22 protein-coding genes, 1 pseudogene and 1 riboswitch are annotated in these 23804 nt (G+C 60.8%); of the genes and pseudogenes, 13 read left to right on the top strand and 10 right to left on the bottom strand.

The window, feature by feature from the left end:
* Positions 1-275: 275 nt before the first annotated feature.
* The gene (locus tag B0W55_RS05300; protein ID WP_077044969.1) at positions 276-509 is read right to left on the bottom strand and encodes a hypothetical protein; all 234 of its coding nucleotides are present in this window, start codon (positions 507-509) and stop codon (positions 276-278) included.
* 201 nt (positions 510-710) lie between these two features.
* Here B0W55_RS05300 and B0W55_RS05295 point away from each other — a divergent pair, with 201 nt between their 5' ends.
* The gene (locus B0W55_RS05295) at positions 711-1295 is read left to right on the top strand and encodes a YajG family lipoprotein (RefSeq protein ID WP_077044968.1); all 585 of its coding nucleotides are present in this window, start codon (positions 711-713) and stop codon (positions 1293-1295) included.
* A gap of 157 nt (positions 1296-1452) precedes the next feature.
* On the opposite strand, the gene B0W55_RS05290 is transcribed toward B0W55_RS05295, so the two are convergent.
* Positions 1453-1659 carry a hypothetical protein gene (locus B0W55_RS05290; RefSeq protein WP_077044967.1) on the bottom strand — a complete coding sequence of 69 codons (207 nt, stop codon included), beginning with the start codon at positions 1657-1659 and terminating at the stop codon, positions 1453-1455.
* A 192-nt stretch (positions 1660-1851) separates the two neighbouring features.
* Between B0W55_RS05290 and B0W55_RS05285 the strand changes: the two genes are divergently transcribed.
* Complete coding sequence (locus tag B0W55_RS05285) at positions 1852-2121, top strand: hypothetical protein (RefSeq protein WP_077044966.1); 270 nt, start codon at positions 1852-1854, stop codon at positions 2119-2121.
* A gap of 87 nt (positions 2122-2208) precedes the next feature.
* On the opposite strand, the gene B0W55_RS05280 is transcribed toward B0W55_RS05285, so the two are convergent.
* On the bottom strand, positions 2209-3375 hold the full coding sequence (locus tag B0W55_RS05280; RefSeq protein ID WP_077044965.1) for a 1-acyl-sn-glycerol-3-phosphate acyltransferase: 1167 nt from the start codon (positions 3373-3375) through the stop codon (positions 2209-2211).
* A gap of 138 nt (positions 3376-3513) precedes the next feature.
* Between B0W55_RS05280 and B0W55_RS05275 the strand changes: the two genes are divergently transcribed.
* From B0W55_RS05275 to B0W55_RS05265, 3 genes are read left to right on the top strand one after another with little or no spacing between them, the layout of a single operon-like run.
* Positions 3514-3696 (top strand): CPXCG motif-containing cysteine-rich protein, encoded by a 183-nt coding sequence (locus tag B0W55_RS05275; RefSeq protein WP_077044964.1) that lies wholly within the window; start codon positions 3514-3516, stop codon positions 3694-3696.
* 8 nt (positions 3697-3704) lie between these two features.
* Positions 3705-3965 (top strand): putative signal transducing protein, encoded by a 261-nt coding sequence (locus B0W55_RS05270; protein ID WP_077044963.1) that lies wholly within the window; start codon positions 3705-3707, stop codon positions 3963-3965.
* Positions 3966-4001: 36 nt separating this feature from the next.
* Positions 4002-4625, top strand: a complete 624-nt coding sequence (locus B0W55_RS05265) for an SOS response-associated peptidase (RefSeq protein ID WP_077044962.1) — start codon at positions 4002-4004, stop codon at positions 4623-4625.
* Between the two features lie 99 nt (positions 4626-4724).
* On the opposite strand, the gene B0W55_RS31470 is transcribed toward B0W55_RS05265, so the two are convergent.
* Together B0W55_RS31470 and B0W55_RS31465 are read right to left on the bottom strand one after the other, a co-directional pair.
* Complete coding sequence (locus B0W55_RS31470; RefSeq protein ID WP_371807252.1) at positions 4725-5468, bottom strand: methyl-accepting chemotaxis protein; 744 nt, start codon at positions 5466-5468, stop codon at positions 4725-4727.
* Between the two features lie 111 nt (positions 5469-5579).
* Positions 5580-5777, bottom strand: a pseudogene (locus tag B0W55_RS31465) (HAMP domain-containing protein); the annotation flags it as partial.
* Between the two features lie 1360 nt (positions 5778-7137).
* Here B0W55_RS31465 and B0W55_RS05255 point away from each other — a divergent pair.
* A complete protein-coding gene (locus tag B0W55_RS05255; RefSeq protein ID WP_077044960.1) occupies positions 7138-7953 on the top strand; it encodes a M48 family metallopeptidase in 816 nt (271 codons plus the stop codon).
* Between the two features lie 150 nt (positions 7954-8103).
* On the opposite strand, the gene B0W55_RS05250 is transcribed toward B0W55_RS05255, so the two are convergent.
* From B0W55_RS05250 to B0W55_RS05240, 3 genes are all read right to left on the bottom strand, one after another.
* Positions 8104-8688, bottom strand: coding sequence for a TMEM165/GDT1 family protein (locus B0W55_RS05250; RefSeq protein ID WP_077044959.1), 585 nt, complete (start codon positions 8686-8688; stop codon positions 8104-8106).
* Positions 8689-8778: 90 nt separating this feature from the next.
* Positions 8779-8901, bottom strand: a riboswitch (yybP-ykoY riboswitch).
* Positions 8902-8952: 51 nt separating this feature from the next.
* The gene (locus B0W55_RS05245; RefSeq protein WP_077044958.1) at positions 8953-9951 is read right to left on the bottom strand and encodes a class I SAM-dependent methyltransferase; all 999 of its coding nucleotides are present in this window, start codon (positions 9949-9951) and stop codon (positions 8953-8955) included.
* A 33-nt stretch (positions 9952-9984) separates the two neighbouring features.
* On the bottom strand, positions 9985-10950 hold the full coding sequence (locus B0W55_RS05240) for a 2-hydroxyacid dehydrogenase (RefSeq protein ID WP_077044957.1): 966 nt from the start codon (positions 10948-10950) through the stop codon (positions 9985-9987).
* 243 nt (positions 10951-11193) lie between these two features.
* Here B0W55_RS05240 and B0W55_RS05235 point away from each other — a divergent pair, with 243 nt between their 5' ends.
* Positions 11194-11823 (top strand): LysE family translocator, encoded by a 630-nt coding sequence (locus B0W55_RS05235; RefSeq protein WP_077044956.1) that lies wholly within the window; start codon positions 11194-11196, stop codon positions 11821-11823.
* A 50-nt stretch (positions 11824-11873) separates the two neighbouring features.
* On the opposite strand, the gene B0W55_RS05230 is transcribed toward B0W55_RS05235, so the two are convergent.
* A complete protein-coding gene (locus B0W55_RS05230; RefSeq protein ID WP_077044955.1) occupies positions 11874-12512 on the bottom strand; it encodes a CatB-related O-acetyltransferase in 639 nt (212 codons plus the stop codon).
* A 47-nt stretch (positions 12513-12559) separates the two neighbouring features.
* Positions 12560-13453 carry a glycosyltransferase gene (locus B0W55_RS05225; RefSeq protein WP_077044954.1) on the bottom strand — a complete coding sequence of 298 codons (894 nt, stop codon included), beginning with the start codon at positions 13451-13453 and terminating at the stop codon, positions 12560-12562.
* Between the two features lie 262 nt (positions 13454-13715).
* On the opposite strand from B0W55_RS05225, the gene B0W55_RS05220 reads away from it, so the two are divergent.
* The 6 genes from B0W55_RS05220 (at position 13716) to B0W55_RS05195 (ending at position 23573) form a co-directional block, all read left to right on the top strand.
* Positions 13716-15398 (top strand): fatty acid--CoA ligase, encoded by a 1683-nt coding sequence (locus B0W55_RS05220; protein WP_077044953.1) that lies wholly within the window; start codon positions 13716-13718, stop codon positions 15396-15398.
* Positions 15399-15736: 338 nt separating this feature from the next.
* A complete protein-coding gene (locus B0W55_RS05215) occupies positions 15737-17623 on the top strand; it encodes a DUF1302 domain-containing protein (RefSeq protein WP_077044952.1) in 1887 nt (628 codons plus the stop codon).
* A 28-nt stretch (positions 17624-17651) separates the two neighbouring features.
* Positions 17652-19016: a DUF1329 domain-containing protein gene (locus B0W55_RS05210; protein WP_077044951.1), complete on the top strand. Its 1365-nt coding sequence runs from the start codon at positions 17652-17654 to the stop codon at positions 19014-19016.
* Between the two features lie 256 nt (positions 19017-19272).
* Positions 19273-22011, top strand: a complete 2739-nt coding sequence (locus tag B0W55_RS05205) for a LuxR C-terminal-related transcriptional regulator (protein ID WP_077044950.1) — start codon at positions 19273-19275, stop codon at positions 22009-22011.
* 87 nt (positions 22012-22098) lie between these two features.
* Positions 22099-22740 carry an MBL fold metallo-hydrolase gene (locus B0W55_RS05200; protein WP_077044949.1) on the top strand — a complete coding sequence of 214 codons (642 nt, stop codon included), beginning with the start codon at positions 22099-22101 and terminating at the stop codon, positions 22738-22740.
* A gap of 101 nt (positions 22741-22841) precedes the next feature.
* Positions 22842-23573 (top strand): OmpA family protein, encoded by a 732-nt coding sequence (locus B0W55_RS05195; RefSeq protein ID WP_077044948.1) that lies wholly within the window; start codon positions 22842-22844, stop codon positions 23571-23573.
* Positions 23574-23804 lie beyond the last annotated feature (231 nt).

Below are 23804 nucleotides of genomic sequence, written 5' to 3'. Positions count from 1 at the left end.
AAATCGGGCAAAACAGCTCAGTGACCGAGCGGAATGACAGCTCTGCAGATTCGTGAAAAGCGGGTTTTTGCCAAAGGAACAGCAAGCGCGCCAGCTTCACTCGATCTGTGTGGGCGGCTCTCTGTGGGCAGTGCGGGGTGTCAAATTCGGAGCAATACCGGAACATTGACGATGCTGCGAGGCCCGATCAGGAGACGTCCTTATAATCGGGGGGAGATTGTATCTAAGAAACGCAGGGAAATGGGTGTGTTTAACGACTTTTATTAGGCGTCCGGTCAGGTGGTCAGCAGTTGCCGTACACGGGAGCGAGCCGGGCGCGGGACCACGCGGGCGCTGGCAGGCAGGGGCTGATGCAGCCAGTTGAGGCGGATTTCCTCGATTTCGACCCAGCCATCGCCCATGGGCTGCAGACTGCACTGTTTGAATGCCTGGCAATGGCCCTTGTGGTCGAGCAGGGCGAAGCAGCGATGCAACGGACGTGGCGCGAACAAAGAGATGAGAAAGCGCATGGCAAATGACCTTTTGGGTAATTGCCGCCAAGGTTGTCAGCCTGTCGTGACGTGCCGGTGAAGGGCGGGTGAAAAAACTGTGACAGGAACCGCCTCGCACCGGATGTGTCAGAGAATTCAGTAATAGCTGCCAGACGCTAGTTAGCCGCGGTGGCGCACCGCTATACTGCCGGCCTTGTGCCTGATTCTGGAGAGAAGAGCATGTTGCAACGCCTGTTGTTCGGTTTGATCACTGTAACCAGCCTGACGCTGGTCGGCTGCGCCCACAGTCCGCAACAACTGAACCCGGAACCCAAGCTGACGGCGCAACTGGCCCCGGTCGGCCATGGTCAGCCGGTGGTGGTGCGCGTGGTGGACGGTCGTGCGTCGCCAACCCTGGGCACCCGTGGCGGCCTGTACCCGGAGACCAGCGCGATCACCGTGCAGGGGGCGCAGATCCTGCCGAAGTTGCAGGCCCAGGCCGAAGCCGCCGTACGCCTGTTGGGCTTTACCCCGACCACTAATGCGGCGAGCGCCCCGCAATTGACCGTGACCCTGGCCGAGCTGAAGTATCAGTCGCCCAAAGAAGGCATGTACGTGACCGAAGCCACCATCGGCGCGACCTTCCGCTCTGACGTGCAAAACGCCAACCGTCGTTACAGCGGCCGTTACGGCGCCTCCCTGGACCAGCGTTTCGGCATGGCGCCGAACCAGGAAACCAATACCAAACTGGTCAGTGATGTGTTGAGCGATGCCCTGACCCGTCTGTTCAAGGACCCGACAGTGGGTCAGATCCTCGGCGAATAAGCGTTCGCCAGCTGCAAAAAAAGCCCGGTGCCAGCGATGGCCCCGGGCTTTTTTGTGCCTCCTGCAGGGGCGAGCCTGCTCGCGATGGTCGTCAACGATGACGCGGGGCATCTGATGCCCCATCGCGAGCTAGCTCGCTCCTACAGGTTTTACGGTGTCAGGCGGCTTGGGAGTAGAAGTCCAGCACGCTCACGCCTGTCAGCAAATCCGCTTCCGGCAAATCCGCATGTTGATGACCGCCCAGTGCGCAGTACACCAGCCAGTGACGATCCTGGACATTGAAGGCAAGGCTGCCGACGAGGGTTTGTTGTTCATCGCTGTGTGCGATGAGGTAGAGGCGATCCTGGTTTTCGGCGTGGAGCATGACGCAGTCCGTGTCGGTTTCGAGGGGCGACAGACTGGCGCAATCAGATGACGAAGCCGTGACGCAGGACAACCATCGGTCGATTGCTTCGTTAATTGTCGGAAAGGGAGGGCAGGCAAGGAGGCATTCGGTAGAATCGCGCCGCGGTCGTCGGTCCGGCGTCTGCTTTACCCGTTCTGCCTGAGGCCCGTGATGTCGCTGCATTTGATGACGCTGTTAACCGCCCATCCCGCCAAATTGATCAACCTGCTGGCCTTGCTCCTGACCTTTCCGGGTGGCTGGTTGCTGCACGCCACCCGACGCCGCGAACAGCGCGCCATCGCTGCGCAACGCCAAAGCCAGGCCAGCGATGAGCCGACCCTGGACTGGGCGACCCTGCGCATGAACCGGTTTTTCTACAGCTTCGGCTTTGCCTGCATGGGGCTGGCGCTGTTGGTGTCCTGGTTCAGCACCAAGTTCTGAACCCGACAAGAGCCTCGTGGCGAGGGAGCTTTTGTGGTGAGAGGATAAATCCCTTCACCACAGGTTGCCGCTCCGGTTTTGCGGCGGTTAAAGCGACAACCCCGCCTTCACCCGATACTGATTACGCACCGGCATCGCATATTGCAGCACCAGGAACGGGCGATGCTCTTCAGGGCAGGCGTCCAGGCGTTCCTGCCATTGCGCCTGCGCCTTGGCCAGTTCATCGGCCGGGAACAGTTCGCCGGCGCTTGGCACCTGCAATTGCGGGTCGGCGTCCTGCCACTGGGCGTAAGCCAGGTAATGCACGGGAAACAGGCGATAACCGCCCAGAATCTGCTTGTCCATCTCGATCGCCAATTGCTTGGTGTCTTCGAACAACTCGGTGATCGGCGCGGCAAAGTTTACGTGCACCCGGCCTTTGTAGCCCGTGATGCCCTTGGCGATGCTCACGTCATCCTCGCCCGGCGCCTTGGTGTAGGTGCCGGTGGTGGCGCGGATGTACAGTTCGCGGGCCTTGGCCTGGTCGCAGGGGTCGTACTCGTAGCTGATCGACACCGGCGTCAGGTTCAGCGAACGAATGACTTCGCCGAACGGCTCGTCCTTGCGGCTCATGTGGAACATCTTGAGAATCGCCGATTCGGTACGGTCGTCGCCGTCCTTGGCCCGGCCTTCGGCCTGGGCGATCCAGATGGATGCGCAATCGTTGCGGATCGAATGGTTGATGTAGGCCGAAAGCAACTGATAGGCCGCCATTTTCTCGCGACGGCCGGTGATCGAACGGTGCACGATGAAGCTCTTGTTCAGGCGCATCAGGTCGCTGACGAAGGGCTTTTGCAGCAGGTTGTCGCCGATGGCGATGCGCGGGGTCGGCAGGCCGGCGTGGTACACGGCGTAGTTGACGAAGGCCGGGTCCATCACGATGTCGCGGTGGTTGGCGATGAACAGGTAAGCACTGCCGGACTTGAACTGCTCGACGCCGGTGTAGGTCACCCCGTCCGTGGCGCGCTCGATAGTGTGATCGACGTAATGCTCGACTTTGTCCTGCAAAGTGGCCACCGAGCTGATGCCGGCGAACTCACGGCGCAGTCGATGAGCTATAAGAGGTTTGAGCGCCCAGCCCAGGGCGCCGGCGAAACGCGGGAAGCGGAAGTGGGTGAGGATATCTAGAAACGCCTTGTCGCCGAGCAGCCTTGCCAGCACCGCTGGGACTTCGCTGTCGTCGTAAGGTCGGATGGCATCGAATTCGCCCATCATGCTCTCTTGTTGGAAACGGCTAGGGTAAGTAAAGGTTTTGATCGAAAACCGGCGGGGTACGGTCTGAAAAGTAGCCAGACGAAAATAGCCCTGCAAATAGACCGGCGATTATACGCACAAGTCACCCGGGAGACCGCGATGCTGGAAAATGCAGATTATGAATGTCCGTATTGTGGTGAACAGGTCGAGACCACGCTGGACCTGTCCGCAGGGGACCAGACCTATATTGAAGACTGTCAGGTGTGCTGCCGGCCGATAACGTTCGTGTTGCAGGTTCACGGCGAGGAATGGCACCTGGAAGTGTTCAGCGAGAACGATTGAAGGCGACTATGCGGCGAATCTACGAACCGGAAAACCTGATGGAAGGCGAATTGCTGCAGGGCATGCTCGCCAGCGAAGGCATCGAGGCGCATCTGGTCGGGCGCGATCTGGTGGGTGCCAGCGGCGAGTTGCCGATTTTCGGCTTGCTGGGCCTGGCGGTGGATAACGACCAGGCTGAATACGCCCGCGAGCTGATCAGTGCGTACAATGCCGCCCTGCCGCTCCCCGGTGATGAACCTGAGAGCTTTCCCGGCACGCTGGTCTGTTAGGCTGGTCGTTCGTTTGATCAAGAGTCGTGCTGCCCCATGTGTGGACGTTATGCCCTGTTTCGCTGGAACCCCGCCTTCGCGGCACTGCCCGGTTTCCCCGCCGATCAGCAGGCCCAGTGGAACATTTCCCCCAATGATTCGGTGTTGATCCTGCGTGCCGGCGAAGACGGCCAGCGCGAGTTGGCCCGTGCGCGCTGGGGGCTGACGCCGCCGTGGCTGACTGACCTGTCCCGCACCCCGGCCCACGCCCGCGCCGAAACCGTGGCCGAGCAGCCCATGTTCCGCGAAGCCCTGCGCCTGCGCCGGTGCCTGTTGCCGGCCAACGGGTTCTACGAATGGCGCGGCACCACGCGCAAACGCCCTTACTGGCTGACGCCGGGGGAAGGTTCGTCGCTGTTTTTCGCAGCCATCTGGGAGGCGTATCCGGTGCAGGAACAGGTGTGGCTGAGCACAGCAGTCATCACCCAGCCGGCGGCCAGTCAGCGTCGACCGTTGATTCTGGACGCGGCGGGGCAGGCGGCCTGGCTCGATCCCGAAACACCGCTGTATGCCTTGCAAGCCCTGTTGGCCAGTGAACCTGCCGCATTGCGCGAGCGGGTGCTGGCGAACATGGTCAATGATCCGAAGCTCAATGGGCCCGAGTGCCTGACCCCGGGTTGACCCTGTGCCTGTTAAGGCCCCTTCGCGAGCAAGCCCACTCTCACAGTCCAACATAGAGCCAATGTGGGAGCGGGCTTGCTCGCGAAGGAGGCCTCTGGATCAGACCTTGAACTGATTGATCAACCGCCGCTGCTGCTCGGCCAGTTTGGTCAGGCCGGCGCTGGCCGCGCTGGACTCATCGGCACCCCCGGCCACTTCATTGGCCACTTGCCCGATATTGATCACGTTGCGGTTGATATCGTCGGCCACCGCACTTTGTTCCTCGGCGGCGCTGGCGATCTGGGTGTTCATGTCGTTGATCACCGACACGGCCTGGGTAATGGTTTCCAGTGCCTGCGCCGCTTTGGCCGCGTGCTGCACGCTTTCGTCCGTGCGGTTCTGGCTGTCCTCCATCACCCGCACCACGTCCCGCGTGCCTTGTTGCAACTGCTGGATCATGGTCTGGATTTCTTCGGTGGCCTTCTGGGTTTTCTGCGCCAGGTTGCGCACTTCATCGGCGACAACGGCAAAGCCGCGACCCTGTTCACCGGCCCGCGCCGCTTCGATGGCTGCGTTCAGGGCCAACAGGTTGGTCTGCTCGGCGATTCCGCGGATCGCCGTGAGGATGGCGTTAATGTTCTCGCTGTCCTTGGCCAGGGTTTGCACCACCGTTACCGCACGGCCGATTTCCACCGCAAGGGCGCCGATGGAATTGGACGTGTCACGCACGATTTCCATGCCCTGGCTGGCCGCCTGGTCGGCATGGCTCGCGGCTTGCGCGGCCTGGGTCGCGTTGCGCGCCACGTCCTGGGCTGTGGCGGTCATTTCCTGTACCGCCGTGGCCACTTGATCGATCTCGGCCATTTGCTTGTGCACACCCATATTGGTGCGGATGGCGATGTCGGCGGTGTGTTCCGAGGAATCGCTGACACTCTGCACCGACGTCACCACCTGGGTGATCATCGCCTGCAATTTGGCCAGGAAGGTGTTGAAGCCCTTGGCGATCGAGCCCAGTTCGTCGGAGCGATCGCTGGTCAGGCGGCGGGTCAGATCGCCTTCGCCCTGAGCGATGTCGTCAAGCATGGCCACCATTTGCTTGAGCGGACGAGCAATGCCATGGCCCACCAGCCAGATCACCAGCAAGCCTAGACCGGCAATCAGCAGGCCGACCATGGCCATGCCGAAGGTGTCGGACTTGCGCTGGGTGTTCAGGTCAGCCTGCAGCGTTTGCAGGTCGGCCATCACCGCGTTGAGTGGCAGTTGCAGCATCAGGGTCCAGCGGGCGTCGGTCTGGCCGATGCCGAACGGCAGGTACAACTCGATCCGGCCCTGGGTCTTGTCGACGCTGTAGGTGACTTCGCCGCGCTTGAGATTGGCCATGTTGGCAATCTGCTGGCTGTCGAGGATGTCGCTGACCTTTTCACCGAATTTGCTCGGGTCCTTGGTGTAGGCCACGATCCGGCCGTTGCCGCCGATCAGGGCCATCTCCCCGGCGCCGCTGTACAACTTCTGGTTGGCGCCCAGGAGCATTTCCTGGATGAAGTTCACCGACAGGTCGGCGCCGACGATGCCCTGGAAGGCGCCGTTGAGCATGATCGGTTCAATGAACGAAGCGAGCATGACGATTTTGTCGCCGACCTTGTAGGGCGCCGGGTCGATCACGCAGGGTTTTTTGGTTTCCTTCGAGCACAGGTAGTACTCGCTGGCGCGGACCCCGGTGGACAGGGTTTTCTGGTCGTCCACGTCCACCAGTTTGTCCTGGCCCAGGCTGCCGTCCGCATTGCGGAACCACCAGGGCAGGAACCGGCCGTTGGCTGAGTCGATGCCGGTGACCTGGGTGCCGACGTAGGCTGCATCGTTGTGATCCAGCGCATTGGCTTCCCAGCCGATATAGGTACCGAGGATTTTCGGGTTCTTGGCGACGTTTTCCTTGATCAGGCCGATCAACTGCTCGCGGCTGAGGCTCAAAGCCGGCTTGCCATCGGCGCCCGACGTACCGATCAGGGTGTTGACCCGCACCAGGCCACCGGCAATCAACAGCGGCGCTTCAAGTTCGCGCTGGATCTGGCTGACCTGGGTCTGCGCCAGGGAGGTCAGGCGCTGTTCGATGACTTGCTCGAACTGCGCCTGGGTCCGTTCCTGGACCATGGCTTGGGTCCTGGCACCGGAAAACAGCGCGTAGACCACCAGCGCTGCCACGACACTCAGAACGATGGCGCCCGCCAGGGCCGCCACGGAAAACTGGATTGACTTGAATTTCATGGTGGTTCCGCACACGAGAGGACGACTGCGCAGATATCGGCTGGGGCAGGACGGGCATGAGCGGGTGATGGAAAAATACCCGGTTTTATGGGGGCGGATGTCGTAAATGAATCATTGTGATTCGCTAACGACCCATTTTTGTCGAAAGGGGCGGCTTTTTTTCATCGGCGACGAGAGCTTTGTCCGAATTGCGCGTCTTACTGTCGTTGTATCTGGCGTCGATACATTTGCACGCCTAGGATACGAACAGATTTTTTCAGGGAGTTTTTTGATGAACAAGACATTGGTTTGGTGTGCACTGAGTGCAAGCCTGCTGCTCACCGGATGCCAGTCGGTCAACACGACCAGCGGCGGCGCGGTGGGCGTTGAGCGCAAACAGTACATGTTCAGTATGTTGTCCTCCGACGAGGTCAACCAGATGTACGCCCAGTCGTATACCAAGACGGTGAGTGAGGCCAGCAGCCAGGGCGTGCTGGACAAGACCAGCGCCGATGCCAAGCGGGTTCAGGCCATCGCCGATCGGCTGATTGCCCAGGCACCGAATTTCCGTCCGGATGCGGCGCAGTGGAAGTGGGAAGTCAACCTGATCAAGAGCGACGAACTCAACGCCAACTGCGGGCCTGGCGGCAAGATCTTTGTCTATACCGGGTTGATCGACAGCCTGAAACTCACCGATGATGAACTCGCCGCGGTCATGGGCCATGAAATCGCCCACGCCTTGCGCGAACACGGTCGTGAGGCGATGTCCAAGGCATACGGTATCGAAATGGCCAAGCAGGGCGCTGGTGCCTTGTTGGGTCTGGGCCAGGACAGCCTGGCGCTGGCGGACACTGTGGCCAACTACGGGATGACCCTGCCCAACAGTCGCGCCAATGAAAACGAAGCGGACCTGATCGGCCTCGAGCTGGCCGCCCGCGCCGGCTACAACCCGAACGCGGCGATCACCCTGTGGAATAAGATGAGCAAGGCCAGCGAAGGGGCTCCACCGGAATTCCTCAGCACTCACCCGTCCTCCGGCAGCCGGACTGCATCGTTGCAGGCGGCGATTCCGAAGGTGATGCCGCTTTACGAGCAGGCCAAGAAGTAGGTTCGTGGCGTAGCTAAGGACGCCTTCGCCAGCAAGTCGAATCGTCGCACCGCCGCTCCCACATTGGAATGCATTCCAAATGTGGGAGCGGCGGTGCGACGATTCGACTTGCTCGCGAAGAACGATGACGCGGTCTAACGCCCTACCGCATCAAACCCAGCCACTGCTCTGCATGGCCTTGTAAACCGCAACGATCGCCAGAATGAAGAACGCCGAAGCCGCCAGTCGGCGAATGAGCGTCAGTGGCAGTTTGTCCGCAGCAAAATTACCCGCCAGTACCACCGGCACGTTGGCAATCAACATGCCCAGGGTGGTGCCGATGATCACCAGCCACAACTCAGGATATTGCGCGGCCAGCATCACGGTCGCGATCTGAGTCTTGTCGCCGATTTCCGCCAGGAAGAACGCAATCAGGGTGGTCAGGAACGGCCCGAATTTGCGTGCGGTACTGGCTTCGTCGTCATCCATCTTGTCCGGTACGAGGGTCCACAAGGCCGTGGCGGTGAAGCTCGCGGCGAGGATCCAGTGCAACAACGTATCGGAGAAGAAACTGCCCACCCAGGCGCCCACCGCACCGGCCGCCGCGTGGTTGGCCAGGGTCGCGGCAACGATACCGGCGATAATGGGCCAGGGTTTGCGGAAGCGGGCAGCGAGAATGAGCGCGAGCAGTTGCGTCTTGTCGCCGATTTCGGCCAAGGCAACGATTGCGGTGGGTACGAGTAATGAATCCAGCATCAGGGGTTTTCCTAAGGGGCGGGTCGACACGGCTATGACACGTACAGCCTTCCCGCCCCGGGTAAGGTGTTCGTGTCATAGGTCTTGTCAAACCCTGCGATCCGTCTGGTGCGGTCGCTTGGGTCGCATGCGCCATGGTCTGAGGACCAAGTATGTTGACGCATGCCGGACGAGCATGGCGCTCGTGGGAGACTACTCCCCTAGGACGGAGCGGATTCTGCCTAGGCAAAATCCATTCGGCAAGCCTTCTTTTTCAAAACATTTTCAGCCGCGCTTGGCCCGGTAGATCCGGAAACCCTGCCCTTCCGCCTTGATTGCACACACGCCCAAATGCTCTTCGATCAGCGGCTGATACTTCAGGAAACTGTTGGCTACCAGCCGCAGTTCGCCACCGTTTTTCAGATGTTTGGCTGCTTTTCTCAGCAAGTTCTCTGTGGCGAAGTAATCGGTGTGCACCCCGACATGGAAGGGCGGATTGCTCAGGATCGCACTCAAACCCATGGGCGCGGCGTCGATGCCATCGCCCGTCAGTACCTCGGCTTCCAGACCGTTGGCCGCCAGCGTCAAGCGACTGCTGGCGGCGGCAAAGGCGTCGACATCGAGCAAGGTCACCTGGTTATGCGGATAGCGGCGTTTTACCGCAGCCCCCAACACACCCGCGCCGCAACCGAAATCCAGCAAGTGACCGCTGGGCAGCTTGTCCAGATGCTCGAGCAACAGCGCGCTGCCACGATCCAGTCGGCCGTGGCTGAACACGCCGGGCAGACTGATGACCTTGAGCGGGCCTTCGGCCAGCGGCAGTTCGTATTCCTGGGCCAGGCTTTCCAGCGGCTTGGCTTGCGGGGCATCGGCCACGGTGACTTGCCAGAGCTGGCAATGCCGTGCGCTGTCGAGCTTGCGTGGCTTGCCGAAGGGGTTCAATTGCTTGGACGCGCCTTCGATGCCACTGCGTTTTTCCCCCACCAGGTACACCTCGCGACCTGCCAGGCGCGAGGCCACGGCGTTGAGGATGTAATCGGTCAGGTCCTTGGATTTGGGCAGGAACACCACGGCACTGTCGAATGCGAACTCGGGGACGGTTACGCCAAAATCGCTGCGTCCCTCGAAGCGTGCATCCAGCGCCGCCTGATCGCCGGCATGCCAGCACCAGCCGCGAGCGGCGGGCAGGCGGCCGAGCAAGTCATCGGCGGGCAAACCGGCCAGCAACACATTGCCTTGAAATAATTCAGCCTGACGAAGCAGTACTTCACTGCGCGGATCCATAACTGCTCCTGTGAAAAAAAGTGCCGCAGTTTATCAACTGACGACCCGCAGCGCCTTAGCGCTGAAGTAGCCCAGGGCGTTTTCGGTGACCTGGCCGACGATTCGCTGCCGCGCCTCGCGACTGCCCCAGGCGTTGTGCGGGGTGACGATCAGGCGGGGGATGTCCGGGGCCAACAACGGATTGCCGTTGACCGGTGGCTCCACGCTCAGCACGTCGGTGGCGGCGCCGCCCAGATGGCCACTGCGCAAAGCGTCGGCCAGTGCCTGCTCGTCAATCAGGCCGCCACGGGCGGTGTTGACCACGAACGCGCCGGGCTTCATCGAGGCCAGTTCACGGGCGCCGATGAAATGCCGGGTGTGCTCGTTGAGCGGGCAGTGCAGGGTCAAGGCGTCGATCTGCGGCAGCAATTCGTCCAGCGGCAAGCGGTCGGGTCGGGCAGGGCGCCCCGGAATCTGACCCAGCAGGACGCGCATGCCGAACGCTTCGGCCAGGCGTGCGACGGCGCTTCCAAGTTCACCGTGACCGAGCAGGCCCAGGGTTTTGCCTTGCAGTTCGACAATCGGGTAGTCGAGCAGGCAGAACTGCTTGGCCTGCTGCCAGCGACCTTCGCCGACCGCTTTCTGATAATCGGCCAGGCGCGTCGCGAGGTTGAGCAGCAACATGATGGTGTGCTGCGCCACTGACGGCGTGCCGTAGCCCTGGCAATTGCACACGGTTATGCCGTGGGCGCGGGCGGCGACGAGGTCAACGTTGTTGGTGCCGGTGGCGGTGATCAGGATCAGCTTCAGTTCGGGGCTGGCGGCGATGGCGGCCGCGTCGATCATGATCTTGTTGGTGATGGCGACGGTGGCGCCCTTGAGGTGCTCGATCACCTGGTCGGGCAACGTCTGGGGAAATAGCTGCAACTCGCTGAAGCACTCGCGCAACGGGCTGAGGTCCAGGTCGCCAAGGTCCAGGGAAGGATGGTCAAGGAAAACGGCGCGGCAATTGTTCGGCATCAACTGTACCTTTTGTGCGATGAACTGAAGGCGTAATCTGCCGAGCCTACCAGATGAAACAAATCGTTACGCACACCCAGGCTGCACGATGGACCCTGTGGGAGCGGGCTTGCTCGCGAATGCGGTGTGTCATCCAAGCCTCTAGGTCGACTGACACTCCCTCTTCGCGAGCAAGCCCGCTCCCACAAGGACGGCGTCAGCCGATGATTTTCAATTTGACCGATGTGTCCCAGAGGAGCCCCCATGTACTGGACCGAGTTCTTGACCGTAGCCCTGATCCACCTGCTGGCCGTGGCCAGCCCCGGCCCGGACTTCGCCGTGGTGGTGCGCGAGAGCGTGACCCACGGTCGTCGCGCCGGCACCTGGACCGCGCTGGGCGTGGGCACGGCGATTTTCCTGCACGTTGGCTATTCGCTGCTGGGGATCGGTCTGATCGTGTCCCAGTCGATCGTGCTGTTCAACGCGTTGAAATGGGCGGCGGCGGCCTATCTGCTGTACATCGGCTTCAAGGCCTTGCGTGCGCAACCGGCAAAACCTGTGGCCGATGATTTGCACAAGGAAGTCGGCGAGCGCACCGCCCGTGGCGCCTTCACGTCAGGTTTCGTGACCAACGGTCTCAACCCGAAAGCCACGCTGTTTTTTCTGTCGCTGTTCACCGTGGTGATCAACCCCCATACGCCGCTGATGGTGCAGGCCGGTTACGGGGTTTACCTGGCGGTAGCGACCGCGACCTGGTTTTGCCTGGTGGCGATGCTGTTCAGCCAGCAGCGCGTGCGCGCCGGTTTCGCCCGCATGGGTCACTGGTTCGACCGGACCATGGGCGCAGTGCTGATCGCCATCGGCGTGAAACTGGCCTTTACCGAGATGCATTGAGTCAGGTGTGAGGTGGCCGCGACACGCCATGTTGCGGCCAAAGTGCGGGATCAGATGGCGTTGGCCACCGAAGGCTGACGCTGGCGGGCATATTCGAGGAACCCCTCCAGGTCGCTGCTGCTGAGCAGCCTCGATGCAGTCTTCACCTCTTCCATGGGCCAGTCCCACCACGCCGATGCCAGCAACTCACGGCGCACGTCCTCTTCAAACCGCCAGCGAATCTGCCGGCAGGGATTGCCGCCTACGATGGCATAGGGTTCGACATCACGGGTCACCACGGCGCCTGCCGCGACCACCGCGCCGTGACCGATGGTCACGCCGGACAGGATCAGCACATCGGCACAGATCCAGCAGTCGCTGCCGATCACCACATCGCCCTTGGTCGGACTGCAACCGGGGATGTCTCGGGCTTCGTCAATCATCAAGGGAAAGGGGTAGGTGCTGACCCAGTCGGTGCGATGTCCGCCGCCCAGCAGAATCTTCACGCCCTCGGCAATCGAGGTGTAAGAACCGACCTTCAGGACGGTATCGTCGCCGAACTCCATCACTTCCGGGATACCGTAGGTGCCTACGCCGACTTCATAGCGGGGGTAGCGCAGGCGGATTTTCTCCGGTGCCCTTTGCAGTTTTTCCAGGCGCTTCAGATGTTTTCTGGTTTTTCGTTCTTTGAGTTTTTCGAGAAATTTCATCGGCAAGGCCTGGGGAAACGGAAAAAAGGGTTGCGGGTGACAGGCGCCTAGCGATGAAGCATCAGTCGCTTCAGGCGTTTGAAGCTGGTTCGATTGAGGTGTCGCAAAGGAATGGAGCGCAGCAGCTTCCAGGCTTCCTTCTTGTCCTCGACTACGGCGTACTTGAGCGCCTTGTTCACCAATTGAGTGCGGGCGCTCTGGTAGGCGGGATGACTCAGGTACGGCTCGATGGCCTCAAGGTCCGCCTGCAGCAACACCTTGTATTTGCGCGACAGGTTGTTGGCATGTCGGCGATAACGGGTCACGCAAACCGGTAATTCGTGGATCTCGTAGCCCAGGCGAGCAATGCGCAGGGTCATCTGGAAGTCCTGCACCCGCAGGTGCGGGGCATAGAAATCCGCGCTTCGCATCGCACTCATGCGATAGAGCGCGACAGGGGCGCCGATGACGACGGCTCCGCTGAGAATCCTGTCGAAGTCGTAGGTCTGGATCCGGTCGCGCTGTTGTTGCTTGATGGTCTTGCCATCGCTGTCCATGTAGATGATCAGCGCACCGACGCAGCCGACATTCGGATGTTTGTTCAGGTAATCGACTCGAACGCTCAGGGAGTGCGGCAGCATGATGTCGTCCAGATCCGGAGTCGAGACGTAGTCGCCCTTGGCGTAGCGCAAGCCGTGATTGAGCGCTGCACTCACGCCCTGGTTAGGTTGCGAGTACAACTGGAAGTCATAGGTTTTCTGCAGTTGCTTGAGCATTTCGACGCTGTTGTCGCTGGACCCGTCGTCGACAATGATCACTTCAAAGTTCGGATAGTCCTGTTCAAAGATGCTTTTGATCGCTTCTTCCAGATACTTTTGCGCGTTGTAGCAAGGCGCCACGATGGACACCAGGGGGGCTTGCGTGCTGGTGCAATCTGCAACGGAAGTGACTTGTGTGTTCATCGTTGTTTGCAGTACCGATCGCTATTGACGAGACATGTCTGCGCCTGCCGGCAGGCTCATTTGTTTCGCAGAAGATACATAGGCTCGCACGAAAGGCGTTGCGGCATCCATCACAACGTTATGTTTAACAGGGAAGGATGATGGCTTCAGGCTAGCATTTTCGCGGCTCTGCAAATCATTCCTTTGGCTGATTTGGCTGGCGATCGGGGGGGCTAAAGTGCTTACTTTCAGCCAAGACCGCGCAGTCAGAAAAGGGATTCTTATGTTGCAGACACGCGTTATCCCCCCAGCCGAAGGCGCTTACCAGTATCCGCTGCTGATCAAACGGTTGCTGATGTCCGGTACGCGATATGAGAAAACCCGCGAAATTGTCTACCGCGACCAGTTGCGTTATAGCTATCCCACTCTGATCGAGCGTGTTGCACGCCTGGCCAATGTTTTGACCGCCGCCGGGGTCAAGCCCGGAGACACCGTGGCGGTCATGGATTGGGACAGCCATCGCTATCTGGAATGCATGTTCGCCATTCCGATGATCGGCGCGGTGATCCACACCATTAACGTACGCCTGTCGCCGGAACAGATCCTGTACACCATGAATCACGCCGAGGACCGCTTCGTGCTGGTCAACAGCGAGTTCGTCGGCCTGTACAAAGCCATTGCAGGGCACCTGACCACGGTCGAGAAAACCCTGCTGCTGACCGATCAGCCGGAAAAGAGCGCTGACCTGCCCAACCTGGTCGGCGAGTACGAGCAGTTGCTGGCGGCGGCGAGCCCCCGGTACGACTTCCAGGACTTCGACGAAAACTCGGTCGCCACCACCTTCTATACCACCGGCACCACCGGCAATCCCAAAGGCGTGTACTTCACCCATCGGCAACTGGTGCTGCACACCATGGGCGTGTCGACCATCATGGGCGCCATCGACAGTGTGCGCCTGCTGGGTACAAACGATGTGTACATGCCCATCACCCCGATGTTCCACGTCCATGCCTGGGGCCTGCCATATGTGGCGACCATGCTCGGGCTCAAGCAGGTTTACCCGGGGCGCTACGATCCGGAGTTCCTGGTGGAGCTGTGGCGCAAGGAAAAGGTGTCGTTCTCCCATTGCGTGCCGACCATCCTGCAAATGGTCCTCAACGCCAAGGCGGCGCAAGACGTCGATTTCGGCGGCTGGAAAATCGTCATTGGCGGCAGCGCCCTCAACCGCGCGCTCTACGAAGCGGCGAAGGCCAAGGGCATTCAATTGACCGCCGCTTATGGCATGTCGGAGACCGGGCCGCTGGTCTCGTGCGCTCACCTCAACGACGAATTGATGGCCGGCACCGAAGACGAGCGCACCACCTATCGGATCAAGGCCGGTGTACCCGGGCCCTTGGTGGAGGCGGCGATCGTCGACACCGACGGCAATTTCCTGCCTGCCGACGGCGAGACCCAGGGAGAGCTGGTGCTGCGTGCGCCGTGGCTCACCGAGGGGTATTTCAATGAGCCGCAAAAAGGCGCCGAGCTCTGGGCCGGCGGCTGGTTGCACACAGGCGACGTGGCCACCCTGGACAGCATGGGGGTGATCGATATTCGCGACCGGATCAAGGACGTGATCAAGACCGGCGGCGAATGGATCTCCTCCCTGGACCTCGAAGACCTGATCAGTCGACACGGATCGGTACGCGAAGTAGCAGTGGTGGGGATCGCCGATCCACAGTGGGGCGAGCGCCCGTTTGCCTTGCTGGTGCTGCGTGATGGCCATGAGATCGGGGCACGGGAACTCAAGGAGCACCTCAAGCCGTTCGTGGAGTTGGGGCACCTGAGCAAATGGGCGATCCCTAGCCAGATTGCTGTTGTTACTGAAATTCCCAAGACCAGTGTCGGTAAGCTCGACAAGAAAAAAATCCGCATCGACATCACCGAGTGGCAGGCCACCAACAGCACCTTCCTTTCGACGCTTTAAGCCTCCTTTGGCGTGCCCGAAAGGGCACGCCAGCCCCACCAAGCAAGCGCTTGGCTTGTCAAATCCGAATTTTCAGCCATCCTTGCCGTGCCGACGGGTGTCGGTCTGGCGAAAGGACTGTTCCAGAGTGGCTGGCAGCTGCAAATCACACTTTAGAGGGATCAAGCACTACTACCTGCTGGCTATAGTCCGCTCAAGGATTTTTAAGAACGGAAGCAAACGCACAACCGGGGCGATGCAACTTGGGAATGACTTTGGGATGCCATGGCTCCCTGTTATCCAAGCGTTTTTAAAAGTGCTCACTGCCATAACAATAAAATGCACATGGAGTAGCGTCGATGACATCAGTAAACCAGTTCTGGCGCCGGGCTAAACTGCCTCTGGCCGTCAGCCTTGCCTCTACGCTCGCCGGACCTGCATTCGGCGTCAGTTTCAACATCGGAGAAATTGAAGGTCAGTTCGACTCGTCCCTGTCGATTGGTGCCAGTTGGTCTACTGAAAACGCCAACAAGAACCTCATCGGCGTCAACAACGGCGGCAAAGGCCTGTCGCAGACTTCCGATGACGGTCACCTGAACTTCAAGAGCGGTGAAACTTTCTCGAAAATCTTCAAGGGCATCCATGACCTTGAGCTGAAGTACGGCGACACCGGCGTTTTCGTCCGTGGCAAATACTGGTACGACTTCGAACTCAAGGACGAAAGCCGTCCGTTCAAGGACATCAGCGACAGCAACCGCAAGGAAGGCGCCAAGTCCTCTGGCGGCCAGATCCTCGACGCCTTCGTCTACCACAACTACCAGGTGGCCGATCAGCCGGGCTCCGTGCGTCTGGGCAAGCAGGTAGTGAGCTGGGGTGAAAGTACCTTCATCGGCGGTGGCATCAACTCGATCAACCCGATCGACGTGTCTGCGTTCCGCCGTCCAGGCGCCGAGATCAAGGAAGGCCTGATTCCGGTCAACATGTTCTACGTGTCCCAGAGCCTGACCGACAACCTGTCGGCCGAAGCGTTCTACCAGCTTGAGTGGGACCAGACTGTCGTCGACAACTGCAGCACCTTCTTCTCCCAGCCCGACATCATTGCCGATGGCTGCACCAACAACCTGCGCGTGCTGAACAAGCGTTCGACCATCCCGGCGGCCGCCTTGCCGACGCTGACCCGCCTGGGTGTCGACGTCGACAACGAAGGTGTACTGGTACGCCGTGGTCCGGACCGTGATGCGCGGGACAGCGGCCAGTGGGGTGCGTCGTTCAAATACATGTTCGACCCGCTGGACACCGAGTTCGGTGCCTACTTCATGAACTACCACAGCCGCGCGCCGATCTTCAGTGCAACGGGGGCGCCAGCATCGACCTTCGCCGGTGCTGCGGCCTTGCCTGCGCAACTGCGCGCGTTGGCACCGCTGATCGTCGCGGGTAACTCGAGCTACTTCGTCGAGTACCCGGAAGACATCCGCCTCTACGGCTTGAGCTTCTCCACCACCCTGCCTACCGGTACGGCGTGGAGCGGTGAAGTCAGCTACCGTCCGAACGCGCCGGTGCAGCTCAACTCCACCGACATCCTGTTCGCCGGTGTACGTCCTCTGGGCGGCGCACTGACCAACGCTTCGCTGCTCTCGGCCCCACCAGGTTCGGACCTGCACGGCTATCGCCGCAAGGAAGTGACTCAGTTCCAGACCACCCTGACGCATTTCTTCGATCAGGTCATGGGCGCCAGCCGTCTGACCCTGGTGGGCGAAGTGGGCGTGACCCATGTCGGCGGCCTGGAAAGCACTTCCGACGTCCGTTATGGCCGTGACCCGGTTTATGGCCCGGGCGAGCTGCCGCCTACCGGCGGTCAGAACACCTGCCAGGCACTCAACGCCAGCACCATCGCCGGTGCCGGTCCTGGTACGCCGACCAACAACCTCAACCGCAATTGCAACAACGAAGGCTTCACCACCGCCACCTCCTGGGGTTACCGCGGTCGTGCCATCTGGGAATACAACGACGTGTTCGCCGGCGTGAACCTCAAGCCGAACGTGGCCTGGTCCCACGACGTGGAAGGTTATTCGCCTGGCCCTGGCGGCAACTTCGAGGAAGGTCGCAAAGCGGTCAGCCTGGGTGTCGACGCCGAGTACCAGAACACCTACACCGCAAGCCTGGCGTACACCAACTTCTTCGACGGCAAGTACACCACCGTGGATGACCGCGACTTCGTTGCGCTCAGCTTCGGCGTGAACTTCTAAGCACAGTATTTTCAGGACGAACACACATATGAAAATAACCAAGAGTCTGTTCCACGCCGGTGTCCTCGGGCTGTCGTTGCTGGCAACCAGCGTCATGGCGGCGGTCCCTGCGGCCGAAGCGGACAAACTGGGCAAGAGCCTGACCCCGATGGGCGCCGAAATGGCCGGTAACGCCGACGGTTCGATCCCGGCCTGGAAGCCGTTGGCGAAAAACGCCGGTACCGTCGACAGCAAGGGTTTCCTGTCCAACCCGTTCGCCAGTGAGAAGCCGTTGTTCACCATCACGGCGCAGAACGTCGAGCAGTACAAGGACAAGCTTGCCCCCGGTCAGTACGCGATGTTCAAGCGCTACCCGGAAACCTTCAAGATGCCGGTCTACCCATCCCATCGTGGATCGACGGTGCCGGATGATGTATTTGCCGCGATCAAGCGCAACGCCACCAACACCAATCTGGTGTCCGGCGGCAACGGTCTGGAGAACTTCGAAACGGCCGTGCCGTTCCCGATTCCCAAGAGCGGTGTCGAGGTCATCTGGAACCACATCACCCGCTATCGCGGCGGCAGCGTGACCCGTCTGGTGACCCAGGCCACGCCACAGCCGAACGGTTCGTTCAGCCTGGTGTACTTTGAAGACCAATTCGTGTTCCGCGACAAAATGAAGGATTACGACCCGAAGAACCCGGGCAATATCCTGTTCTACTTCAAGCAGAAAGTGACCGCGCCGGCACGTCTGGCCGGTGGTGTGCTGCTGGTGCACGAGACCCTGGACCAAGTGAAGGAGCCGCGTTCGGCGTGGGTCTACAACGCTGGCCAGCGTCGTGTGCGTCGCGCGCCTCAAGTGTCCTATGACGGACCGGGTACTGCGGCCGACGGCCTGCGGACCTCCGACAACCTGGACATGTACAACGGTGCGCCGGATCGTTACGACTGGAAACTCGAAGGCAAGAAAGAGATGTACATCGCTTCGGACAGCTACAAGCTTGACGATCCGAATCTGAAATACGCCGACATCATCAAGGCCGGCCACATCAACCAGGACCTGGCGCGTTATGAGTTGCGCCGCGTGTGGCATGTGGTCGCGACCCTTAAGGAAGGTCAGCGTCACATCTACGCCAAGCGTGATTTCTACATCGACGAAGACACCTGGCAAGCTGCCGTGATCGACCACTACGACGGTCGCGGTCAGCTGTGGCGCGTCGCCGAGGCCCATGCCGAGGACTACTACGACAAGCAGGTGCCGTGGTATGCCCTGGAAGCGTTGTACGACCTGCAATCGGGCCGTTACCTGGCGCTGGGCATGAAGAACGAAGAGAAATCGGCGTATAACTTCGGCTTCCAGGCCACCACCAGCGACTTCACCCCGGCTGCATTGCGTCAGGACGGTGTTCGCTAACCTGCACTGATCCGAGGCCGCATCCTCTTGAAACGCCCCGACTGGTTCGGGGCGTTTTTTTGTGCGCGGACAGTGGCTCCCCTGTAGCAGCCTCAACAGCTACTACGAGCGTCATGGAGTCCACGCGTCGATGTCGCAGTATTGTTTCGAGACTTTTTGTAGCCATTTGTAGCAATTACCTTCATTCCCTTACCGTTTACCGCTAGTCTGCGGACATCTGCAACGCCGCCACCCGCAATTCAAACAAGAGCCGGCCATGACTGATCTGTCCCCACCACCAGGTCCTGCAAGCGTCGCTGTCGCCGCGCTGGACGGGCGCTTTTATCGACCGCCATTGCCCGACGGCCATGTGCTGCGGCCTCGGTTGTGCGAGCGCTTGAGTGCGGGGCTGGGTGGTCGGTTGCTGTTGGTCAGCGCACCGGCGGGGTTCGGCAAGAGTTCGCTGGCGGTAGAGTTCTGCCAGTCGCTGCCGGCCCATTGGCAGAGCCTGTGGCTGGGATTGAGCCCGCGGGACAGTGATCCGGGGCGATTCCTCGAGCGGTTGCTCGAAGGCCTCCAGGACTATTATCCGCAGCTCGGCAGGCAGTCCCTGGGCCTGCTGAAAATGCGTCAGCGACACCAGCCTTTCGCCTTCGAAGAATGGCTGGACGGCCTGCTCGACGAGTTGGCCGTGCACCTGTCGACGGCAACGCCGCTATTACTGGTACTGGATGACTACCATCTGGCCCAGGGCCCGGTGCTTGATCGCTGCCTGCAGTTTTTCCTCAATCACCTCCCCGATGGCTTGCTGGTCATGGTCACCAGCCGTCAGCGTCCCGACTGGCATCTGGCACGCCTGCGCCTCTCGCGGCAACTGTTGGAGCTGCACGAACAGGACCTGCGCCTGACCCACGATGAAGCCTTGAGCCTGCTCGATCGCCACAGCAGTTCCTTGCGTGGCGAGGCGTTGGAAAACCTGATCCAGCGCAGTGAAGGCTGGGTCGCCGGTTTGCGTTTCTGGCTCCTGGCGGCGTCGGAAGCGGGCACCCAGGGCGCATTGCCCCAGGCGCTCCACGGTGGGGAAGGACTGATTCGCGATTATCTGCTCGAAGAAGTCATCGACTGTTTGCCCGCCGAGGTTCAGGCCTTTCTCTACGACACCGCCCCCCAGGAACGTTTTTGCAGCGAATTGTGCGACGCCGTCCGCGACGCCCATGACAGCGCCGAGATCCTGCGCTTCCTGGCGGCCCACCAGGTGTTTCTGGTACCGCTGGACGAACATGGCCACTGGTATCGCTATCACCACCTGTTTTCCGATCTGTTGCGTTCGCGACCCGCCGCCCAGTCGATGGTCCCGGCCGCCAGCCTGCATTTGCGTGCCTGTCGCTGGTTCAACGCTCAGGGCTTGCTCGATGAGGCGGTGGAGCAGGCTTTACGCGCCGGGCATCTGGATGTCGCGGCGAACCTGGTGCAAAACCTGTCGGAGGAGCAACTGCTGGCCGAACAGAACGTCGGCATGTTGCTGCGCTGGAAAATGGACTTGCCCGACAGCCTGCTGATCAGCACGCCACGGCTGATCGTGCTCTACAGCTGGGCCCTGGGGCTGGCCTGCCAACTGGATGCCGCCGAGGAGCTCGCCAGTCATCTGAGCCGCTTCCTGCCGGCGCCTTCAGCCACCGCGCAAAAATCGATGCTGGCGCAATGGCTGGCGTTGAGCGGGATCATCGCCCGCGGCCGTGGCAACCGTGAGCTGACGCTGCGCTATTGCACTGAAGCCCTGGAGAGCCTTCCCTCCAAACGCTACGGGCAACGCCTGATGTGCCTGTCCACGCTGTCCAACCTGGCCATCGCCGATGGTGACCTGTGGCGCGCCCGTGGTTTGAACCGTGATTCCCTTGAGCTGGCGCAACGGGTCGGCAACCCCTTGTTCGAAGCGCTGGCCCACTACGACCGGGCGCGCGTGCTGCAGGCGCGAGGGGAGATCCTTCGATCGCTGGATGAGGTCCGTCAGGGATTGCGTCGCCTGCAGGGGCTGTCACCGCAACGCCTGTATGCCGTTCGCGCGCGACTGACGTTGTACGAGGGTTTTTTGCTGGCACTGCGCCTGCAACCACAAGCGGCGCGCCTGCGCCTGCAAACCGGATTGAGCGAAGCGAGGGCCTGTCGCGATATCAGCGTATTGATCGGTCATTGCGTGATCGCCCGGCTCGAAGGCAGCAGCGGCGAATTCGCCAAGGCCTTCGCGGAGTTGGCCGAAGCCGAGCGATTGATGCACATCTGGGACGTGCCACCGATCTACTACCTGGCGATGATCACCTTGGTCAAATGCGAGTTGTGGCTGGCCCAGGGGCGCATCGATCTGGCCGGGGCCTGGCTGGCCCGATTGAGCCAGACGTACAACGGCGAGCACCCGGCGGCGCCGCCGGAGTTTCATCCGCAACTGCCGATGCACATCGAACTGCAGCAGGCCTTGCTGGAGGTTATCCAGGGGCAACCCATGCTGGCCGAAGGTCGCCTGAATGCGCTGCTCGAACATGGCCAGCAAAGTGGCCGGCAACTGCTCAGCGCCATGGCGCTGACGCAAAAGGTTGCGTTGTTGTTGGGGGCAGGGCGCGAACCTGAGGCACGCAAAGCGTTGGGTCAGGCACTGGAGGCCGCCACCGGTGGCGTGTTGCAGCCCTTCGAGAGACTGTTGGCCGAGCATCCGGACTGGCTGCGCGGCCAACTGCAACTCTGTGCGCCGACCGCGCTGTCGCAAAGCCTTTCAGAACAGCTTCCCGAATCCCCAGCCCGCCAAACCCTGGAGTCTGCCCCCGCAGCGGAACAACTCAGCACCCGGGAGCTCGCGGTGTTGCGCCTGATCGCTCAAGGCTGCTCGAACCAGGAAATCAGTGACCAGTTGTTCATTTCGCTGCACACGGTCAAGACCCACGCCAGCCATATCAACAGCAAACTGGGGGTCGAGCGACGGACCCAGGCGGTGGCGCGGGCCAAGGCGTTGGGGATGTTGGGTTAAGCAATGTTCACGTTACACGCCGTACCGGATGACCCGATACTCAATTGTGCGAAAATCGCCCGTCCCCGTTTATCGAGCAGGCTCCCGATGTCTCAGCAACCCACCCTTATCCGCGAAACCTTCCCCGTTGGCCCGTTGCAGTGCAACTGCACGATCATCGGCGATCCGCTGACGAAAAAGGCCATCGTCGTTGATCCGGGCGGCAATCATGAGCTGATCCTGGCCCGGCTCGATGCGCTGGGTCTGAAAGTGGTCAGCATCATTCATACCCATGCACACCTCGATCACTTCCTGGCTTCCGGTCAGTTGAAGGAGAAAACCGGCGCGACCCTGCATCTGCACAAGGAAGACCAGTTCCTATGGGACAACCTGGAGATGCAATGCCGGATGTTCGGTGTGCCCTATACGCCAGTGCCGTCGCCCGATCGCTGGCTGGCCGACGATGAGGCGCTGGCGTGTGGCTGCGGCGTTGCGCTGCATACGCCTGGTCACACGCCGGGTTCCATGAGCTTCTGGTTCGCCGATGCTAAATTGTTGATTGCCGGTGACACACTGTTTCGCCGCGGGGTCGGGCGTACGGATTTGTGGGGCGGCGATCAGGCGACGATCGTGCGCTCGATCAAGCAGCGCCTGTACACCCTCGACGAAGAGGCGACCGTGGTGACCGGGCATGGTCCGGATACACGCCTGGGAGATGAAATGCGTGAGAACCCGTTCGTTCGGGCCTGAATTGTAACCAGCGGAATTTTTGCACCGGGAAGTAATCCAACGCCCGCAAGGTCGATGCTTACGGCCGTTGCACCACAGAATGTAAAAAGTAGGAGCACTTCATGTTCACCAAAGGTCGTTTGATTATTGTTGCTACTGCCGTGGCGATGTTGGCCGGTTGTGCATCGCCCAACCCGTACGACAACCAGGGTCAGGCCGATAGCGGCTCCACGGGCATGAGCAAAACCGCCAAATACGGCGGTCTGGGTGCTCTGGCCGGTGCTTTGGCCGGTGCCGCAATTGACCACAATAACCGTGGCAAAGGCGCGCTGATCGGCGCCGCGGTGGTTGGTGCCTCCGCTGCCGGCTATGGTTACTACGCTGACCAGCAGGAGAAAAAACTGCGCGCCAGCATGGCCAACACCGGTGTTGAAGTGCAGCGCCAGGGCGATCAGATCAAGCTGATCATGCCGGGTAACATTACGTTCGCCACCGATTCGGCGAATATCGCTTCGAGCTTCTACCAGCCGCTGAACAACCTGGCCGGCTCGCTGAAGGAGTTCAATCAGAACCAGATCGAAATCGTTGGCTACACCGACAGCACCGGCAGCCGTCAGCACAACATGGACCTGTCCCAGCGTCGGGCCCAGAGCGTCGCGACTTACCTGACCTCGCAAGGTGTGAGCGGCACCAACCTCAGCGCCCGTGGCGCCGGCCCGGACAACCCGGTGGCCAGCAACGCCGACGTCAATGGTCGCGCGCAGAACCGTCGTGTCGAGGTCAACCTCAAGGCGATTCCTGGCCAGCAGTATGGTGGTCAGCAGCAACCGGGCACCGTTCAGCAGTACCCATGATGGCCTGATTGAACCCCAGGCATAAAAAAACCGCCCGATCCTCAACAGATCGGGCGGTTTTTTTGTGTCGTCAGTCCTGGCCCCTTCGCGGGCAAGCCCGCTCCCACAGTGATAGAGGTCGTGCAGAAGGTTGGTGTTTCACACCGAACCCTGTGGGAGCGGGCTTGCTCGCGAAGACGCCAGAACAGGCACCAAAAACCTTGAGTCGATAAAAAAGCCCCCGGACAATCA

This window comes from Pseudomonas sp. KK4, from assembly GCF_001984065.1.
Classification (GTDB): Bacteria; Pseudomonadota; Gammaproteobacteria; order Pseudomonadales; family Pseudomonadaceae; genus Aquipseudomonas.
This window is presented reverse-complemented; position numbering and strand designations above follow the sequence as displayed.

What these genes read in the sequence shown, in the direction of transcription:
- B0W55_RS05290 (WP_077044967.1), bottom strand. Translation starts at nt 1,659, where the DNA reads ATGCTCCACGCCGAAAACCAGGATCGCCTCTACCTCATCGCACACAGC.
- B0W55_RS05250 (WP_077044959.1), bottom strand. Translation starts at nt 8,688, where the DNA reads ATGCTGGATTCATTACTCGTACCCACCGCAATCGTTGCCTTGGCCGAA.
- B0W55_RS05245 (WP_077044958.1), bottom strand. Translation starts at nt 9,951, where the DNA reads ATGGATCCGCGCAGTGAAGTACTGCTTCGTCAGGCTGAATTATTTCAA.
- B0W55_RS05215 (WP_077044952.1), top strand. Translation starts at nt 15,737, where the DNA reads ATGACATCAGTAAACCAGTTCTGGCGCCGGGCTAAACTGCCTCTGGCC.
- B0W55_RS05230 (WP_077044955.1), bottom strand. Translation starts at nt 12,512, where the DNA reads ATGAAATTTCTCGAAAAACTCAAAGAACGAAAAACCAGAAAACATCTG.
- B0W55_RS05225 (WP_077044954.1), bottom strand. Translation starts at nt 13,453, where the DNA reads ATGAACACACAAGTCACTTCCGTTGCAGATTGCACCAGCACGCAAGCC.
- B0W55_RS05235 (WP_077044956.1), top strand. Translation starts at nt 11,194, where the DNA reads ATGTACTGGACCGAGTTCTTGACCGTAGCCCTGATCCACCTGCTGGCC.
- B0W55_RS05300 (WP_077044969.1), bottom strand. Translation starts at nt 509, where the DNA reads ATGCGCTTTCTCATCTCTTTGTTCGCGCCACGTCCGTTGCATCGCTGC.
- B0W55_RS05265 (WP_077044962.1), top strand. Translation starts at nt 4,002, where the DNA reads ATGTGTGGACGTTATGCCCTGTTTCGCTGGAACCCCGCCTTCGCGGCA.
- B0W55_RS05280 (WP_077044965.1), bottom strand. Translation starts at nt 3,375, where the DNA reads ATGATGGGCGAATTCGATGCCATCCGACCTTACGACGACAGCGAAGTC.
- B0W55_RS05295 (WP_077044968.1), top strand. Translation starts at nt 711, where the DNA reads ATGTTGCAACGCCTGTTGTTCGGTTTGATCACTGTAACCAGCCTGACG.
- B0W55_RS05270 (WP_077044963.1), top strand. Translation starts at nt 3,705, where the DNA reads ATGCGGCGAATCTACGAACCGGAAAACCTGATGGAAGGCGAATTGCTG.
- B0W55_RS05275 (WP_077044964.1), top strand. Translation starts at nt 3,514, where the DNA reads ATGCTGGAAAATGCAGATTATGAATGTCCGTATTGTGGTGAACAGGTC.
- B0W55_RS05285 (WP_077044966.1), top strand. Translation starts at nt 1,852, where the DNA reads ATGTCGCTGCATTTGATGACGCTGTTAACCGCCCATCCCGCCAAATTG.
- B0W55_RS05200 (WP_077044949.1), top strand. Translation starts at nt 22,099, where the DNA reads ATGTCTCAGCAACCCACCCTTATCCGCGAAACCTTCCCCGTTGGCCCG.
- B0W55_RS05210 (WP_077044951.1), top strand. Translation starts at nt 17,652, where the DNA reads ATGAAAATAACCAAGAGTCTGTTCCACGCCGGTGTCCTCGGGCTGTCG.
- B0W55_RS05255 (WP_077044960.1), top strand. Translation starts at nt 7,138, where the DNA reads ATGAACAAGACATTGGTTTGGTGTGCACTGAGTGCAAGCCTGCTGCTC.
- B0W55_RS31470 (WP_371807252.1), bottom strand. Translation starts at nt 5,468, where the DNA reads ATGGCCGAGATCGATCAAGTGGCCACGGCGGTACAGGAAATGACCGCC.
- B0W55_RS05240 (WP_077044957.1), bottom strand. Translation starts at nt 10,950, where the DNA reads ATGCCGAACAATTGCCGCGCCGTTTTCCTTGACCATCCTTCCCTGGAC.
- B0W55_RS05195 (WP_077044948.1), top strand. Translation starts at nt 22,842, where the DNA reads ATGTTCACCAAAGGTCGTTTGATTATTGTTGCTACTGCCGTGGCGATG.
- B0W55_RS05205 (WP_077044950.1), top strand. Translation starts at nt 19,273, where the DNA reads ATGACTGATCTGTCCCCACCACCAGGTCCTGCAAGCGTCGCTGTCGCC.
- B0W55_RS05220 (WP_077044953.1), top strand. Translation starts at nt 13,716, where the DNA reads ATGTTGCAGACACGCGTTATCCCCCCAGCCGAAGGCGCTTACCAGTAT.